Source organism: Secundilactobacillus hailunensis (assembly GCF_005405185.1).
In the GTDB taxonomy this organism is placed as follows: domain Bacteria; phylum Bacillota; class Bacilli; order Lactobacillales; family Lactobacillaceae; genus Secundilactobacillus; species Secundilactobacillus hailunensis.
The window spans coordinates 1-17,017 of sequence record NZ_BJDO01000028.1; the positions used below are offsets into that span (position 1 = coordinate 1).

16 protein-coding genes are annotated in these 17,017 nt (G+C 46.4%); all 16 read right to left on the minus strand.

All coding sequences use genetic code 11. The features are described from left to right. Positions 1–305 precede the first annotated feature (305 nt). The 16 genes from FFM73_RS08160 to FFM73_RS08235 all read right to left on the minus strand — a co-directional run bounded on the left by FFM73_RS08160 (position 306) and on the right by FFM73_RS08235 (position 16,692). The gene (locus FFM73_RS08160; protein ID WP_137631281.1) at positions 306–650 is read right to left on the minus strand and encodes an AzlD domain-containing protein; all 345 of its coding nucleotides are present in this window, start codon (positions 648–650) and stop codon (positions 306–308) included. Between the two features lie 17 nt (positions 651–667). Further along, positions 668–1,468: an AzlC family ABC transporter permease gene (locus FFM73_RS08165; RefSeq protein ID WP_137631301.1), complete on the minus strand. Its 801-nt coding sequence runs from the start codon at positions 1,466–1,468 to the stop codon at positions 668–670. Between the two features lie 323 nt (positions 1,469–1,791). Beyond that, the gene (locus tag FFM73_RS08170) at positions 1,792–3,093 is read right to left on the minus strand and encodes a D-alanyl-D-alanine carboxypeptidase family protein (protein WP_137631282.1); all 1,302 of its coding nucleotides are present in this window, start codon (positions 3,091–3,093) and stop codon (positions 1,792–1,794) included. Between the two features lie 15 nt (positions 3,094–3,108). Next, positions 3,109–4,260, minus strand: a complete 1,152-nt coding sequence (locus tag FFM73_RS08175; protein WP_137631302.1) for a sensor histidine kinase — start codon at positions 4,258–4,260, stop codon at positions 3,109–3,111. Positions 4,261–4,288: 28 nt separating this feature from the next. Further along, positions 4,289–4,978 (minus strand): response regulator transcription factor CroR, encoded by a 690-nt coding sequence (gene croR, locus FFM73_RS08180; protein WP_137631283.1) that lies wholly within the window; start codon positions 4,976–4,978, stop codon positions 4,289–4,291. Positions 4,979–5,260: 282 nt separating this feature from the next. Next, entirely contained in the window at positions 5,261–6,400 is a 1,140-nt protein-coding gene (gene guaB, locus FFM73_RS08185) for an IMP dehydrogenase (RefSeq protein WP_137631284.1), read from the minus strand. Between the two features lie 273 nt (positions 6,401–6,673). Then, positions 6,674–7,441, minus strand: coding sequence for a DUF1129 family protein (locus tag FFM73_RS08190; RefSeq protein ID WP_137631285.1), 768 nt, complete (start codon positions 7,439–7,441; stop codon positions 6,674–6,676). 211 nt (positions 7,442–7,652) lie between these two features. After that, the gene (gene ychF / locus FFM73_RS08195; protein ID WP_137631286.1) at positions 7,653–8,753 is read right to left on the minus strand and encodes a redox-regulated ATPase YchF; all 1,101 of its coding nucleotides are present in this window, start codon (positions 8,751–8,753) and stop codon (positions 7,653–7,655) included. 24 nt (positions 8,754–8,777) lie between these two features. Then, positions 8,778–8,969, minus strand: a complete 192-nt coding sequence (locus FFM73_RS08200) for a DUF951 domain-containing protein (protein ID WP_054654901.1) — start codon at positions 8,967–8,969, stop codon at positions 8,778–8,780. A 10-nt stretch (positions 8,970–8,979) separates the two neighbouring features. After that, positions 8,980–9,861, minus strand: a complete 882-nt coding sequence (locus FFM73_RS08205; protein WP_137631287.1) for a ParB/RepB/Spo0J family partition protein — start codon at positions 9,859–9,861, stop codon at positions 8,980–8,982. After that, the gene (locus FFM73_RS08210) at positions 9,851–10,618 is read right to left on the minus strand and encodes a ParA family protein (protein ID WP_137631288.1); all 768 of its coding nucleotides are present in this window, start codon (positions 10,616–10,618) and stop codon (positions 9,851–9,853) included. Before FFM73_RS08210 ends, FFM73_RS08205 begins: the two co-directional genes overlap by 11 nt. A 17-nt stretch (positions 10,619–10,635) precedes the next feature. Then, positions 10,636–11,460, minus strand: coding sequence for a nucleoid occlusion protein (noc, locus tag FFM73_RS08215; protein ID WP_137631289.1), 825 nt, complete (start codon positions 11,458–11,460; stop codon positions 10,636–10,638). Positions 11,461–11,481: 21 nt separating this feature from the next. Further along, positions 11,482–12,210 (minus strand): 16S rRNA (guanine(527)-N(7))-methyltransferase RsmG, encoded by a 729-nt coding sequence (rsmG, locus tag FFM73_RS08220; protein ID WP_137631290.1) that lies wholly within the window; start codon positions 12,208–12,210, stop codon positions 11,482–11,484. A gap of 783 nt (positions 12,211–12,993) precedes the next feature. Then, positions 12,994–13,905 (minus strand): ribonucleoside hydrolase RihC, encoded by a 912-nt coding sequence (gene rihC, locus FFM73_RS08225; protein WP_137631291.1) that lies wholly within the window; start codon positions 13,903–13,905, stop codon positions 12,994–12,996. Between the two features lie 28 nt (positions 13,906–13,933). Next, positions 13,934–15,244 carry an NCS2 family permease gene (locus FFM73_RS08230; RefSeq protein WP_137631292.1) on the minus strand — a complete coding sequence of 437 codons (1,311 nt, stop codon included), beginning with the start codon at positions 15,242–15,244 and terminating at the stop codon, positions 13,934–13,936. A 194-nt stretch (positions 15,245–15,438) separates the two neighbouring features. Further along, on the minus strand, positions 15,439–16,692 hold the full coding sequence (locus FFM73_RS08235) for a NupC/NupG family nucleoside CNT transporter (RefSeq protein ID WP_137631303.1): 1,254 nt from the start codon (positions 16,690–16,692) through the stop codon (positions 15,439–15,441). Between the last annotated feature and the right edge of the window lie 325 nt (positions 16,693–17,017).

Sequence of the window (17,017 nt, forward strand, 5' to 3'; positions counted from 1 at the left end):
CTTTCCCAAAAGAAGCGCAATTGGAGGCTTGTTTACCGTGGAATTATGAACCTGATCAGCAATTAGTAACTGAATGAAATACAAAAACGGACTAACTCAAATATGAGGAAGTCCGTTTTGTGTTTCAATACGTCCGGTTATAGTGTGCTTACCTGCCCACTTGAACCAGTTTCGGCTATATAAACTAAAGGAACCAAAAAAGCAGCTTGAACACGGTCACATTAGACCAACGTTCGAGCTGCTTTTCATCTAAATTAAATATTTAAAAACATAATTTCAAGTTTAAATTCAAGCCGTGATAGCAATCACAACACGACCGCCAGTATGAACACACTTGCCAGCCCCACAACCACTGAAAGTGCCATGGACCGCGTGAAATAAGCAATCAAGCCAACGATCACTGAAGCGATGAGTTCCGGTACGTGATGAACAACGTCGAATTGATAGGTTGGACTCACCAAAACATCTTTCACGACCAGCGCTGTAAACAGTGAGACTGGTATGAACTTCATCCATTCGTTGAACCATTCCGGAATTTTACGCTGGGTAAAAATTTTAATGGGCAGGTAACGTGGTGCGAAGGCCACAAAGAACCCTAAAATAACTAACAAGAGATGTTGCGCTGTATCCCAGTGATTTACTGCTGCCATATCTGTCCCCTACTTAATTAATTCTCGTCCGACTCTTCAACTGCTGCTTCTTTACTGCCAGGGCTGCTTACTTTATACAGGAACCGGCTGTTCGGTTTCTTCTTACGCAAGTAATGCTCTAAGGCAAAACCAATAAATGATGAAATCAACGTTGAGATCACTAATCCTAAAGTACTCTTTGTCAGTACTAGGAAGAAGACTGCCAAGGCCGCTGCAATCAGACCAACCAAAATGGTCAGTCGGTTCTTGACTTGCATGATGATCATGTAAAGGAACAGCGCCGTTAAAGCAAAGTGAACAACGGTTAAATCAATCTTTAACGCACTGCCGATTAAACTCCCCACTAGGTTACTAACGGTCCAGAACAGCAATGAATAATGTTCGACCATCAACGCTTCTCGGGGCGTCCATTTCTTATCGGTAGCAAACTTTAAATAGTTCACCGCGTAGTTTTCATCGTTCATCGACACTGAAAAAATTAGTTTGAAGCGTTCCGATGTCCCGATTAGGTATTTCGATAAACTTGATCCAAACAGTGCATAACGCAATTCCAAGAAGAACAGCATCAGCACGATAGACAGCATTGGTGCATTAATCGTCAGCATGGACGCAATCATAAATTGCGCACCACCTGAGAAAATAAAAATTGACACAAGCCCATTTAGGATCGTGTTAAAGCCAGCAGCGTGCAAAAGTACACCACAGGCCAATCCGATCGGAATGTAACTTAAGTTCAATGGCATTGCCACTTTTAACGTCGAACGCCATTTAGGCTCATTTGGGTCTGGCACTAGTTTTGTCAAGAATGATGCCTCCATAAAAGGTAGAGTGGCGGGGCAGACGATTAGGGAACAGCCGCTAATGGCCGTTTCCCGTCTGCTGGCGCACGTTTTGGTCAGAAAAATTAGGCTATGCAAAAGGCTCCCCATCAAAATCATGCATCCGCTCTATAAATCGACAATTACACAATACAAGGACATTTTAACATGTTTTATTCTGTTTTCCTACGTTGTTTTCACAAGTTAACTTGTCAAGAAAGCGGTATCTTTTGATTTGGTTATGACGCTTAACGTCTAATAACGAATACTATTATCTAGCCATTTTAAATCATTCGTAATTTACATATTATTACCTAATTAGCTTAAAATAGCGATAAGAAATGTCGCCAAGTACGAACTAGCCAATTTGCTCGATTTATATTATTTATCGTTTTAATTGGCAGTTTTAAAGTCCCTGTCTGGTCAACTTGTGAAATCGGTTTTCCGGCTAAGGATAACTGCACTTGCCCAACCGTGGTGTTAGCGGCTACCGGTGCTTTTAAGCCGTTTTCTTCCCGGTGATTTTTGGCAATCAGGACCCTCGACTGGAACTGATTCCGGTTTTGCTGCCGGCCGATCCAGACCGTGGTGGGTTTCGCCACCGTGGCTTCAGCGGTGACACTCTTTCCCATTGGAACTTTAACATTACTCAACTGGAAGGTCTGCGCCGTTAAATTCACCGGCTGATAGCTGGCATAGACCCAGTTCATCAATCGTCGTGTCTGGATAAACCGGGCTGGATCACCGGTCTTTTGATTGCGTGCATGCATCACAACGGTAACGATTCGGTCACCATTGCTGCGCTTAACGGTGCCCACAAAGTTCCCGCCGGCTGCAGCAGACGTCCCCGTTTTCAGCCCGTCTACTGGCAAGGCCGGATCATACTGATTCTCACCTTTGAGCATCATATTCCAGGTATTCATCAGTGTCTGGTCATGGCCACCCTTATTAAACCAGGCTTTAGACTGACTGGTCGTCTGCAGGATCTCGGGATACTGTTTTAATAGCAGCTGGGATAACCGCGCGACATCACTAGCTGACATCGTGTTTTCATCGTTTTTTGCCACGGATGAATAGCCGAGCTGACCTGCCTGACCGTTCGTAATTCCCGAAGCCGTTACGATATGGGCGCTGTTTAAATGCAGCTGCTGGGCAGTTGAACGCATCTTGTTGATAAACTGATGGGGACTGCCGGAAACCGCGTTACCCAGCGCTGAAACCGCCGCGTTAGCCGAAGTGATCAAAGCCGCCTGGTAGAGTTCTCGAACAGTATATGTTTTGTTGGCACTCAACGGCACGTTTGTCAATTTAGGATCCCGACTCATTTTCGCGATTTCTGGGCTGATTGCGACTTGCTGATTCCAATGCAACCGACCTGACTTAATGTTTTCTAACACGATATAAATCGACAGTAATTTGGTCACGGACGCGATCGGTAGTTTCTGCTGGTCGTTTTTTTGATATAGAATCTGGCCCGTTTGCGCGTCAATTGCAATTGCCGACTTAACTTGTAACGCTGGTGCAGCCGCCTTAGCAGACAACCCGCCAGTCATTAACGTCACTATAAATAGACAAAAAAATAACCCCATTCGTAGGCTATTTTTAAGCGTTTTAGCTAATAACATAATTCCTCCACAGATTTATTTTTCATGTTCATCCTTTAATTGAATCCCATTTTTGATCGGTAAATGGATCACAAACCGGGTCCAGTCATCAGTTGAGGTCACGTAAATGTATCCGCCGTGGCGCTTAACGATACTTTGAGCGATGGCTAACCCGAGTCCGGTGCCGCCCGTTGCCTTAGAACGGGAGCCTTCAACCCGGTAGAAGCGTTCGAAGACTTGTGACAGCGAAGCTTCCGGAATTTTCTTACCGTCATTTTCAACGCTGACTACCACTTCTTTATCGTCCGGCTGTTTGGCACGCAGATTAATGTGCTTGCCGCCTTCACCGTATTTTAAAGCGTTGGTAATCAGATTATTGAAGACTCGGCCCAGCTTTTCGCCGTCTGCTTCAATGCGAATCGGTTTATCAGGCACGTCAATATCAATGGCCATCCCCTTTTCACTGGCCTCTAACTCAAAGCTAGCGGCCAGCTGTTCCAGCATTTGACCGACATCTAACGTTGCTAGGGACAAGGGCGTATCAGCACGCATTTTAGTGTAGGTAAACAGATCATCCACTAGGGACTTCATCTGTTTGGCCTTATTAAACGCCGTACCAGTGTACTTTAACAGTTCATCTTCTGAATGATACTGCCGGTCTTCTACCAGCCCGAGATAACCAATGATCGAGGTCAAAGGCGTTCGCAGATCGTGGCTGACGTTGGTGATCAGTTCATCCTTAGATTTTTCGATCTTGCGTTCTTCATCCATTGAAGCGATGACGGAATCGACCAAGGCGTTCACCGATGTGATGACCCGCTGCGTGTCCCCCTTGATCGTAAAGGGAATTCGGTGGTCAAAATGACCGTTAGCAATATAGTGCAGTTCGCCAATAATGTGGCGCAACTGCATCTGGTGGTACCGCCGAATCAGCCGCCAGTAAACCACACCAGCATCGAACAGCAGCATCAGCACAATAAAAATGTTCTCCCAGCTCCAAAGCTGATAGTGCTGCGGTCCAATAAAGACCGAGCGCTTAATAATGAAGATCCCATCTTGCAGCCCGGGATTGGTCTGAATCATTTCATTTAATAAGACAATGACTGAAAGATCAAGCAACAGTAAAAGGATGACTGTCACGATACCTTCCATGATCAGCGCACTTTTTTCTCTTGCTGTCAGTTTCATGCCCTTACTATCTGTATTCATATTATCCCTAATGTGTTTCAATCTTGTAACCAACACCCCAAACCGTTTGAATGACCTTCTCGCCACCAGTAGCTTCTTCAATCTTGTCTCGTAAATGAGAAACGTGGACCATCACCGTTTTGGCTGAAACGATGGATTCCTGCCGCCAGACCCGTTCGAAGATCTCATCAGCTGAAAAGACCCGGTTCGGATGACTGGCTAGTAGGTAAAGAATGCCAAATTCCAGCGCAGTCAGATTCACTAACTTACCAGACAATGTCTTTACTTCGTGGGAATCCTTATTGATCGTTAATGAGCCAATATCTAAGACGTCCGGCTTTTCATCGGTCACGTGATCGGATGCCCGCCGTAACAGCGATTTGACCCGAGCCATGACTTCCAGTGGGTTAAACGGCTTGGTGACATAGTCATCACCGCCACTGACTAAGCCTTGAATCTTATCCATATCATCCGTTTTGGCTGATAAGATCAAGATCGGCAGTTCAGAGTCTTTCCGAACTTCCTTAATGACTTCGATCCCGCTCATTTCCGGCATCATAATATCGAGGATCATCAGACCAATATCAGGTGTGGTATGAAGCTTAGTCAGTGCTTCTTTCCCATTATATGCTGAAATGGGTTCGTAGCCTTCATTTTTAATGTAGATTTCCAGTAATTGCGCAATTTCTTTGTCGTCATCAACAACTAAAATTTTCATGGTTTTAAGTTCTCCTTATCGTTACTCGTTAAGCGTGTGCAATAGCCTATATGCTATTATCTTGTGAGCAATCCGTGGGCGTGGTTCCATTACCCCGTTTGCTTAGGTCTATCTTACCAAAAGATTTCTCATCATTCATTATTAATCCATTAACTTAAGGTTCTCATTAAATATTACCGCAAACTGCCCATAAAACAAAAGAAGCCTTAGAGTCGTCTTGTTGATGACCGCTCTAGGACTTCTGAAGGCTTTAAAACTGATTGATAATCAGCGTGCCATTATTTATTTGTAGTTAGGTGCTGCCTTGGTTAATTGGACATCGTGCGGATGTGATTCAACTAACCCAGCGTTAGAGATACGCACGAACTGGGCATCGTTGATCAGATCTTGAACGGTGGCACAGCCCGTATAGCCCATGCCGGAACGCAGACCGCCGACCATTTGGAAGATGATGTCATCGACGCTGCCCTTGTATTCAACGCGGGCTTCGATTCCTTCTGGCACCAGCTTGTTGGCTTCGTTCACGCCGCCTTGGAAGTAACGGTCAGCTGAACCGTGTTCCATGGCTGCTAAGGAACCCATGCCACGGTATGACTTGAACTTCTTGCCGTTATCTTCAAAGACTTCGCCAGGAGCTTCATCAGTCCCTGAAAGCATTGAACCAAGCATGACGGCGTTACCACCGGCTGCCAAAGCTTTTACGATATCGCCTGAGTACTTGATCCCGCCATCAGCAATGATTGGCTTGTGGAATTCTTGAGCTACTTCTGCGGCGTCGTAAATGGCTGTCAGTTGAGGAACACCAACACCGGCAACGACTCGCGTAGTACAGATAGAACCGGGGCCGATACCCACTTTAACCACGTCAACGCCGGCTTCAAACAACGCGCGAGTCCCTGAACCAGTGGCAACGTTACCGGCAATCAAAGTGGCGTCTGGAAAGTGATCACGAATCTGAGCGACTTTGCGCAGAACACCGGCTGAATGGCCATGCGCAGTATCAATAATAATTGCATCGGCACCTGCGGCCAGTAAACCTTCAGCCCGCTCAAAGGTATCTGAAGTGACCCCAACAGCGGCAGCGACTAACAGCCGGCCTTGATCGTCGACGGCGGCGTGCTTGCCGAACTTATCGCTGGTGACTGCCTTAACCTTAGCCACTTCACCGGCTTGGGCTTCTTTAGACATATTCTTGTGGATGACACCCAGACCACCATTGTTGGCCATGGCGATTGCCATCTTAGATTCGGTAACAGTGTCCATGCTGGCACTGAGGAACGGTACGTTTAATTTCAAATTATCAGCTAACTGGACCCTTAAATCTACGTCATTTGGCAGCACGTGACTTGCTGCGGGTATGAGTAACACGTCATCAAAAGTAATCCCTTGTTTTGCAAACTTTGTATCCCAATTAGTAGTCATTGAAATGAACGCTCCCTTGATTATTTTTTTAGTATTGTTTGGTAATATACCAGCGACTTTCAGAAAATGCAAGGATTCTCATCAACTTGTAAGCTTTTAGTTCGAATTTTCATCAAACTCGCTCTAAAATGCGCATTCTAGCCTTGTCTTTTAAACAAATTGGGAACAATTTATTGACTTGTCCCAGATTTGTTCGGGACGTTCAATACGATTACAAAAATGGTCTGCTGTTCAGTCATCACTGGCTGAATATCAGACCATTTTATTGACGCATTAACGTCTACGATTTTGCGGGGTACTCCCGAAGAATCCTTGTGTTAGCTTATATTGCCGTTTGACCAAGATCGAAGCCCCAGCGCCTAGAATACCAAGCGCGATCATGACCCATGCATTTAATGCTGGGTTCAAATAGCTTGGTAAGGCTGACGTAAAGGTGAACAGTAACAGCCAAAAGACCAAGAAGATTAAGGCACCGATAATTCGCAGCCAAAGCGCATAACGGTGTTCGCGCTTTGAATCGAATAGCCGCGGTACCATCGGCAACGCAAAGCCAGCAATAACCGAAGACAAAATAATTGAAATTAAGCCCACGGATTGACCAGACTTTTGTGAAGCCGGTGAAATGAGAAACATGATTCCAAACATAATACTGAAAATCGTGAAGAAGTTCAGGCCGTTATACAGCACGCTGGGCCAATAAGGATCCATTGCACCGGCTGGCCGGACTGGTCCTTCAACGATTTCTTTAACGTGGGCATTAACATCATTGCCGTACAAATTACGGGCAGTTTTCCCCGTCTTCTGTCCTTCTAAAAGTTCAGTCGTAATTTTTTTAACATTCTCAGCTTTTTTTTCGGGACTTAGCTTAGTCGCTTGCAAGGCCTGATTAAAGCGAAACATATATTCTGCATTCCGCTTAGTCAAACCAATATTATCGAAAGCGGCCCGCTCATTTTTGACTGCGCTGTTACGATCCTGGTGAACGGCAGCGTTACGATTACGCTGCTGAGCACCGGCGTTGCGCTTTTCATTTTCGGTCAATTTGGGTCTCCTTTTTTACCGTTTTTTTGGGGATTTTTTCCGTTGATTCGGCAGGTAAGGAGTTAGGTGTATGCCTTCCTCTCTGCTACATAGCCGAAACGTGCTCCAGCAAGCAGAGAGTTGCATATAAGTCACTAAGCCCATAAACCCAAGTTCGGGGTTTTTGGTCTTAGTGCCTTATACTCCACTCTCTCCCGCTTGCTTCCGCACTCTAAACATTAAACCTAAACTCCACAATATCCCCATCTTGCATCACATAATCTTTACCTTCAACCCGCAGCTTACCAGCATCCTTAACGGCGTTTTCCGTCTTTAACTTATCCAGATCATCAAATGCCATTACTTCTGCTCGAATAAACCCACGTTCGAAGTCTGAGTGAATGATTCCGGCCGCTTGTGGTGCCTTGGTACCCTTTCTGAAGGTCCAGGCTTTGGTTTCCTTACCACCAGCCGTGAAGAAGGTTTCTAGGCCTAACAGCTTGTATGAGGCCCGGATCAACCGGTTCAAGCCGGGTTCCTTAACGCCTTCAGCTTCCAGGAAGTCCGCCTTTTCGTCATCGTCTAATTCAGCGATCTCTTCTTCAGGTTCAGCAGCAACAGCAATCGCTTCAGCGCCTTCCTTAGCAGCGTAATCCTGAATCGACTTGAAGTACTTCGAATTTTCAGGGTCAGCCATATCATCTTCAGCAATGTTGGCCACGTAAAGCACTGGCTTGCTGGTCAGCAGGAATAAGCCCTTCACGATTGGCGTTTCATCTTCATCGAAGTCCATCGTCCGGACACTCTTGCCGGCTTCCAGCACTGGTTTGATGCGGTTCAAAACAGCTAGTTCAGCCTTCGCTGCCTTGTCACTGCCCTTAGCAGCCCGTTGAACCTTACCCAAACGCTTATCAACGGCTTCCAAATCAGACAGACCTAATTCCAAATTAATGGTTTCGATATCATCGATTGGGTCGATCTTACCCGCAACGTGGGTAATGTTATCGTCGTCAAATGCCCGGACAACGTGCACGATGGCATCCACCTGACGAATGTTTTCCAAGAACTTGTTACCTAATCCTTCACCCTTACTGGCACCCTTAACGATCCCGGCAATATCGGTAAATTCAAAGGTGGTTGGCACAACTTTTTTAGCTGGGATCAGTTCCTGAATCCGGTCTAGCCGTGAATCGGGAACTTCAACCATCCCGACGTTGGGGTCGATGGTGGCAAATGGATAGTTGGCCATCTCGGCGCCTGCTTTGGTAATCGCGTTAAATAAGGTTGACTTACCAACGTTTGGTAAGCCGACAATTCCTGCTGTTAATGACATAGTAAAGTTTCACTCTTCCTTTTTTTAGTCAGTTTGTGATTTCTTTTCTAAAACCTTTTTCAACTTCTTTTCAAACTCGCGACGGCTCAGCATCACGATGTGGCCGCAGCCGGTACACTTGATCTTAATATCGGCGCCCATTCGGATGATCTCCCAGCGGTTAACGCCACATGGGTGCGGCTTTTTCATTTCAACTAAATCACCTAAATCGTACATCGTCTCACCCCTAGTCTAAATGAACATCGAGAATATCTAGAATTCGACTCAAATCGTCATCTGACAGATACTCGATTTCAATTTTACCCTGACCGGCATCTTTAGCTTCATTGATCGTTACCTGCGTGCCAAATTTCTCTTGGAGAACGTTTTCGCCGGCACGTAAGTACGGTGACTTCTGCTTGATACGCTTCTTCGGCTTAGCGGCCGCCTGACCGTTCATCTTGTTCACGACGCCTTCCAAAGCACGTACGGTCATTTTACCATCAGCCGCGCGGTTCGCCAAACTGACCATTTGCGTGCGGTCTTTTAATGACAGCAGCGTTCTGGCCTGGCCCATGGACAACCGCTTTTTTTGCAACAGTTCTTTGACCTGTTTAGGTAAACCAAGTAACCGTAAATAGTTGGCGATGTATGGTCGACTCTTGCCTAAGCGACTGGAAACCTGCGCCTGCGTCAGATTTAAGTTGCTCATCAGCATTTCGTAGGCTTCCGCTTCTTCTAGCGGTGTCAGATCTTCACGCTGTAAATTTTCCATCACGGCAATCTCCATCATCTGAGGTTCGGTGACTTCCCGGACGATTGCTGGAATCGTATCGTTGCCAGCCAGTTTAGAAGCTCGCACCCGCCGTTCACCAGCCAGAAGCTCGTAACGGGAAACTTCTGGATCAGACTGCCGGACAATAATCGGTTGAAAAACGCCCGATTTCTTAATTGACCGCGCCAGATCCTTCAGCGCTGCCTGGTCAAATTTTTGCCGTGGCTGATACGGGTTGGGCCGAATTGAGTCGAGCTTGATATCAATCACTGTTTCTACATCTGGGTCAACGCTATTATCCGCAAATAATGCTTCAATGCCGCGTCCGAGCCCCTTGTTATTTTTACTTGCCATGAGCAGCTGCCACTTCCTTTGCGAGTTGCGAATAAACTTTTGCACCGGTTGACTTCGGGTCATAATCCATAATTGGTAATCCGTGACTGGGTGCCTCGGATAACCGGACATTACGTGGAATAATCGTCTCGTAAACTCTGTCCTTAAAGTACTTTTTGACTTCTTCATTGACTTGTTTGCCTAAATTAGTTCGGGCATCGTACATGGTCAGCAAAACCCCTTCGATCTTCAGATTAGGATTAAAGTGTTTGCGAACCAGCTGAATGGTATTCAGTAATTGGCTGAGTCCTTCCAGCGCGTAGTATTCAGATTGAACCGGAATCAAGATGGAGTTGCTGGCGGTAAAAGCATTGATCGTCAGTAGCCCAAGTGATGGCGGGCAGTCGACTAAAATGAAATCATACTGATCTTGAATCACTTTGATTGCATCCAGTAACCGCGTCTCCCGGGCAATTTGAGCCGTTAGCTCAATTTCAGCGCCTGATAGTTGAATGGTTGCTGGCACGATGTCTAGATTTTGATGTTTCGTATGTAAAATCACATCAGCAATCGGTTCTTCATTGACCAAAACGTCGTAAATGTCTTTTGAGATGGAGGACTTGGCAATGCCAACTCCACTGGTTGCGTTGCCCTGCGCATCGATATCAACGAGCAGCACGTGGTTCCCTAGATTGGCCAATCCAGCGCCTAAATTCACTGCCGTCGTGGTTTTGCCGACACCGCCCTTTTGGTTTGCCAGCGCAATTATATCTGCCATCGAATTTCATTCCTCCCTTATGATTTTTTCATGATGTCGATAGTAATCCGATAGCTATCGGCGTGATCTTCTTCTGTGGTTTTCACTTTCAAGCCCGCATTGCTGACCATCTTGAGTGACCGCTTAATGGTATTCACCGCGACCCGCGTATCCGCCGAAACCGCACGAATCGTCGGCTTAGGCTTGGACTTAGCACGGTGCTGCTGAATCAGCCGTTCTGCATCTCGAACGGTCAAATGATCCGCAATGATCCGCTTCAACAGTTTTTCTTGCTGCTTTTCCGTGACCGCCAATAACGCCCGGCCATGCCGTTCACTGATCTCTTCATTCATGATTGCCGTTTGGACGGGTTCGCTCAGCTTCAATAACCGCAATTTATTTGCGATAAATGACTGGCTCTTACCAACATCCTTGGCTAATTGGCTTTGCGTCAATTTATTTAATTTCATCAACGAGCGATAGGCCTGAGCTTCCTCAATGGGGGTCAGCCCTTCTCGCTGCAAGTTTTCAATCAGTGCCAGCGAAGCCGTTTCATCATCCGACAGCGATTGAATGATGGCGGGAACTTCGCGCCACTTCAGTGATTTCACTGCCCGGTAGCGACGTTCCCCAGCAATAATTTCGTACTTGTGCGTTTCATACTCCCGTAAAACGATTGGCTGAAGTAAGCCGTGGTCGGCAATGGTTTGCGCCAGTTCGTCAATACCGCGTTGGTTAAAAACGTGCCGCGGCTGAAACCGGTTAGGCACAATTGCGTCAACTGGTACCATCACGACTTTTTGTTTGATACTTTCATTATTCTGCTGGTTACTCTTATCGTGACCAAATAACGAAAACGCCATCCGATCGTCCCCCCTTTCTAACTAATCGCCGAGTGGCTCCTTGTTAGGCGTGCCAGCCTTTCGTGGGTAACGCTTAGGTGTTGGTTTAACCTTATCGATCACCACGATATGCCGTTCGTCCCCAGACTCAGGCAGGGTAAATGACTGGTCGAGCTGCAGCTTGCCGCCTAAAGTAGTAATGGCTGACTGCGAATGGGCCAGTTCCGTTTCGGTCTGCAGTGCTTTCAAGGCAATAAATTGACCGTGCAGCTTCACTAATGGCAGGCACAGCTCGCTTAAAACGCTCATCCGGGCCACCGCGCGGGCAGTGACTACATCGTAAGCTTCCCGGTGTTCAGACCGTTTGCCGCCAAACTCCTCGGCTCGTGCATGGTACACACTAACACCTTCGAGGCCTAAATCGGCAATTAAATCCTTCAAGAAATTGATCCGCTTGTTCAGTGAATCAACGATGGTCACCTGCAGTTTTGGAAACAAAATCTTCAGTGGCAGTGACGGGAACCCGGCACCGGCACCAACGTCACAAAGGGTCAGTGTTTCAGTGCGTAATTCGGGCACATAAAAAGCGGACGTCACTGAATCATAAAAATGCTTCAGATAAACGTCGTTGCGCTCGGTAATGGTGGTTAAATTAAGATGCTGATTGGTGTCGACCAGAATCTTAAAGTACTGGTCGAACTGTTGCATTTGCGCCTCGGAAACCGTGATTCCCTGAGCTTTTAGTGCAGCTATAAATTGGCTATTATTCATTGAAATCTCCTAAAGTATCCTGTGAAACACATTGTTTCACGCTCTAGTATACTTTACATTAATTATGGTATGTACGCAAGCTCTTGAAGTAGGTTATTACTTGCTGATTTGGGACAAAACATCAGTTCATTCAAAATGACTAAAGTGTTCATTCCGTTCCGCGGGCGGGGCAACTCGAAGTGCAGGTGCTCCGGAGCTAAGTTTGGCCATGCCAAACTGGATCTCCTCCGTCACCTGGAGCTGTAAGCGAGCAAACTACGCTCGCTAACACCTCCGACACCACGATTTGCCCCGCCCACTCCACTGCATTTACTAACAGCACTATCGGCAACAATACTTTCAAGTTGCTGACGCAAATCAGTCTATCTAGTGAAGTAGTTTGAGCAGAATGTCAGCGAAACGGAAGGCGCTGGGGCTCAGCGGTGTCGGTGAGACTTAGGAGTTGACGGTGGCGAAGCGCCGGCTACTCCCTAGTTTCACGCGAGACGGAGGAGATCCAGTTGGGGCGAATAGCCGCAACTTAGCTCCGGAGCGAGCCACCGCGTTCCAGCCCCAAAGCGCCTGGAGTGAAGCGAAAGAGGAGCGCTAAGCTCCAACCCAACATAGCGAGTTTCGCACCATGTAATTATACTCGATATCTTCCATCTTTGGAAACCGCCATAGAAGATTCTTAGCATATTTTCTAACACTAATTTTCAGTCAAATAAACAAACCGCACCAAGCCCCTTACAGCTTGATGCGGTCCATTTGTATAGTGGTATAAACAGCGTGTTAACTAATTAATTACTTTGAAATGTGTGAAACTTCTTCAATGAACCATTTGTTGAATTCAGCAGCGTCAATGTCGACACAAACGGCTGTGTTGGTCTTGCCATTGTGGTAAGCACCACGAATGTCACCAACCGTTTCACCCATTGCTGGACCTTCAGTCTGAACATCGACCCACATCTTTTCAGTGGTGATGGCTTCTGGATGAAGCAGATAGAAGATGGTGTTCACATCATGCATCGCGATACCCTTGTCTGAATTATCACCATCATGAATGATGATATCATGCAGCATCTTACCAGTTTCGTTCAACGTTGGTAGCTTTTCAAGGCTTTCAGGCGTTAGTAAGGCCTTCATGGTAATGTCCAGACCAACCATGACAATTGGCACGCCTGAGTTATAAACGATCCGAGCAGCGTGCGGGTCAGTGAAGACGTTAAATTCAGCAGCACTGGTCATGTTACCATAACCCAATGTTCCACCCATAGCAACGATTCGTTCGATGTGGGACTTAACTTCTGGATATTCTGAGAATAATAAGGCAATGTTGGTGTATGAACCAGTTGGCACTAAGGTAATCTGGTCATTAGCCATAATTGCATCGCGAAGAGCTTCAACGGCCGTCTTGTCCATTGGCTTTGGTAGGTCGTCTGGAAAAACGTATCCCGGCATCCCTGATTCACCATGGATCCGAGCAGCATCTTCAAACGGCTTGATCAGCGGTTGTTTAGCACCGGCTGCCACTGGAATGTCAGAATTGAAGAACCGGACTAATTTAAGCGCGTTCTTCGTGGTCTTATCCACCGTAACGTTTCCGGCAACAGTGGTGATCAACTTCAGATCGATGTTGTCATCATTGATGGCCATGGTAATTGCAGCTGCATCGTCGATACCTGGGTCAGTGTCCATGATAATTTTGATTGTCATAATGAAATATCCTCCATACTAAACTTTTTTATAGTAGAGCACTTAAAACCAAATCAATTAAAAACAAACCGCCCAACACGTACATGGTTGGACTGACGTTGCGGCCGTCGCCACTTGCCAATCGTAAAATTGGGTAGAAAACGAAGCCGAATGCCAGACCAGTGGAAATACTGTTAGTCAGCGGAATCAACACAATAATCAGAAACGCCGGAAACCAGGCGGCAAAATCATGCATATCAATTGAGCCAATGGCCTCCATCATGATGGCACCGGTAATGATGATCACCGGCGCAATGGCTGCCTGTGGGACGTACGCCAACAGGGGAACAAAGAACGTGGAAATGGCGAATAAGATGCCCGCCGTGATGGCCATCACACCCGTCCGACCACCGGATTCGATTCCGGAAGCACTCTCGGCAGCAGCCACCGTTGGGCTGGTACCCAGCATGCCGGAAATAACGGCGGTGACGGAACTAGCCTGAAACGCCCGCTTGAATTTCCGGTTATCTGGCAGGATTCCCTGCAAGAGCCCCATGGATTCAAACACGAGGATCATGGTCATGGAGAAAGCAGCCAGAATAAACGGAATCGTTAACGCCTGGGAAAAGTCGCCGTGCAGTAAAATCTGATGATAGTCGGCTAACCGTGATAAATGAACGCTGATGTTCTGTTCGTCACGAATTCCCAATACCACACCTAAAACACTGGTGACCACGATGCCAATCAGAAAACTAGCCGGTACTCGCCGTAAATATAGAATCACACTTAACAACAGGCCAAAGATGGCTAACAGCGTGCCAGGTGCGGTTAAATTACCCAAGACAATCAGCGAATTCTTCCCAGCAACGATCAGCCCAGCTTTTTCCAAGCCGATCTCGACTAAAAACATCCCTATTCCAGCAGTAATACCGCTTTTCAATGAGCCGGGAATTGCTTCCGCCAGCACTGAGCTGAGCTTGGTAAAGGCCACCACCGCGTAAATCGCGCTGGCCACGATTGAGATCGCCACGGCGACTTGCCAGGACATCCCCATAGTGGCACAGATTGTATAGGTAAAGAAGGCGTTAACTCCCATACCAGGCGTTAAGATGACCGGTGCGTTGGCGAAGAAGCCCATGATCAGACAGCCGATGACCGAACTGATGATGGTGGCAAATACACTGAGATCGGTGGGAATACCGGCATCTTTCAAGATCACTGGGTTCACAATAATAATATACGAGATGGCAAAGAATCCGGTTAGCCCCGCGATAATTTCTTGTTTCAGCAGCGTCTTATTCTGCCATACCTGTCGTATGGACATGCTGTTCTTTGCTTCGAGTTGTTGCGCTTGTTTCATGTAAATAATCCCTATCCTTTCGTCGTTGAGACGGTTGTGATCGGGGTTGCATCGTCATATCGGCGATGGGTTTCAACTGACGGTAGGCCAGTTTCGGACACCCTAGGCCACAACAGCCCAGACCGAATGTGTTCCTCGATCTGGGCTGTCGTGGTTATTAATACTAAATCAATTGACTTATACGTAAATGGTGATTACCAAACAAATAAGCCCACGATACCAGCTGATAAGAGTGATACCAAGATACCTGATAACAACATGTAACCAACATTCTTAGAAACTAAGCTGTTAGTTTCTTTGTCAGCCAAGCCCTTAAAGGCACCGATAATCATACCAGTGGTACTGAAGTTAGCGAAAGAAGTTAAGAAGACGGTCAATTGTGCTTGATAATGGGCACCATACATTGACACGTTGTGAATCGTTGGGGCAATCTTACCCATAACAACGAATTCGTTAGTGACTAACTTCGTCCCCATGTATTGTGCGAACTGGAACGCATCGTGTACGTCCAGACCCATCAACCATGCGAATGGGAACATGACGATCCCTAAAAGATGTTCTAGTGATAACCATGGGTTGATCAAGCCTAACAGCTTATCGATCAAGGCAGCTAAGGCCACGAAAGCGATAACGTTAGCGGCAATAATCAAGATCAAACGGCCGGCACCTAAGATAGAATCACCCAAGAATGAGAAGAATGGTTCTTTTTTGCCATCTTCCATTTCAGCTTCTTCAGCAGCGGATGAACCACCAACTTTAGCGATGGTATCTTCTTCTGGAGAAACCTTAACGGGGTTCAAAATGTTAGTGACGATAATCGCGTTCAAAATGTTCAACGGGATCGCAGTCAAAACGTAGTTACCAGGAACCATTTGGGTATAAGCCCCAACAATGGAAGCAGTAATACATGACATCGACATCATCGCCAAGGTGACGTTACGTTCTGCACGCATTGTTTTGATCTGCAGATTTGAAACGGCTAAGGCTTCGGTGTTACCAAGGAACATCATTTCAACTGAGAAGAATGATTCGAACTTTGGTTGACCAGTGATCTTAGATAATCCGCGACCGATCCACTTGATGACCCAGGGAAGGACCCCAATGTAAGTTAAAATATCGAACATTGGAACGATCAATAGGATTGGCAGTAATGAACTGGTAACGAAGTTCATTGACTTAGCAGTCCCACCGTATTGTGGTGTGACCCAGTTAGGTAAGGCGAATACGATACCTTTGTAAGCCACTTGAACTAACCAGTTGAATCCTGCAGCGGCACCGGAAACGATGTCTCGGCCCCAAGAAAAGCTCGTTAGGATCCAAGCAATAACCAAGTTAAGCACTAAGACGATTGCAGTTGATTTCCAGTTGATCGTCTTCTTACTCTTCGAGAATAGAAATGCAATCCCGAGATAAACAATGACCCCAATAATGTTGACGATTAAGTACATCGACATTAAAATAAACCTTCTTTCTGATTTTTGCTGTGAGTGCTGAACCGACTCACTTCAGAAAGTGCCTTGGCCAATAACGGTCGCTTGCTGACTTGAATTGAGAATAATGGCACAAAGCGCGTACCAAACGATCAGAATTGTTGAGCGCTTTCAAAAATTTACCAGTCCAGAAACACAGCGTTAGTAGTAACCACCACTCACTCCTTAAGAAAAACATAAGTAAGCAAATATTATTCTACCCCGTTTCGGCGCTTCCGTAAACACACATTCGACAAATCCAATAAGTGAACCGGTTTAATTGCCACCGAAATACCGAAGTTAG